This window comes from Pseudomonas juntendi, from assembly GCF_009932375.1.
Classification (GTDB): Bacteria; Pseudomonadota; Gammaproteobacteria; order Pseudomonadales; family Pseudomonadaceae; genus Aquipseudomonas; species Aquipseudomonas juntendi.
On record NZ_BLJG01000510.1, the window covers coordinates 1 to 518 of the forward strand.

At 70.5% G+C, this 518-nt stretch carries 1 protein-coding gene; it reads right to left on the reverse strand.

The features are described 5' to 3' along the window. Positions 1-518: DUF2868 domain-containing protein (locus GYA94_RS26990; protein ID WP_161893488.1), on the reverse strand; the 518-nt coding region annotated here is incomplete at both ends.

A 518-nucleotide genomic window follows, 5' to 3' on the forward strand; every position in this document is an offset into this window, starting at 1 on the left:
GCGCTGGCGGCCCTGGCGCCAGCGCCACAGGCACAACCCGGCCAGCAGCACGCGGGGCAACAGGCCATATGCCAGCACCACGCCGAGCAGCCAGCTGGCCCAGGCCTGGCGCGCCACGTCGAGGGCCGGCTGGCTGTCGCCACTGGCGCGGATCATGGCCTCGTCGGGCATGGCAAAGCCCAGCAGCGAAGGCAGCGCGCCCAGCGCCTGGGTGAGTTGGATGAACGGGTCGGCGGCGAGCAGGGTGGTTTCCCACACGAAGCCATAGCGACGGGTGGCCAGTAGAGCCAGCAGCATGCCCAGCGCGCAGAGCATCGCCAGCAGCCACAGGCTGTGTACCAGCAGGCCTAGCAGCCAGCGGTTGAGGCGCTGGCGCTGCAGCAGTACCAGCAGTGCCGGGCCCAGGTGCGCGGCCTTGGCATCGCGGGCGAAGCGCTCACTCAGCCATAGCCACAAACGGCCCAACCCCGCACCGTGTTCGCCGCTGAGGGCAAAACCAATGGCCCAGCCCAGCAGCG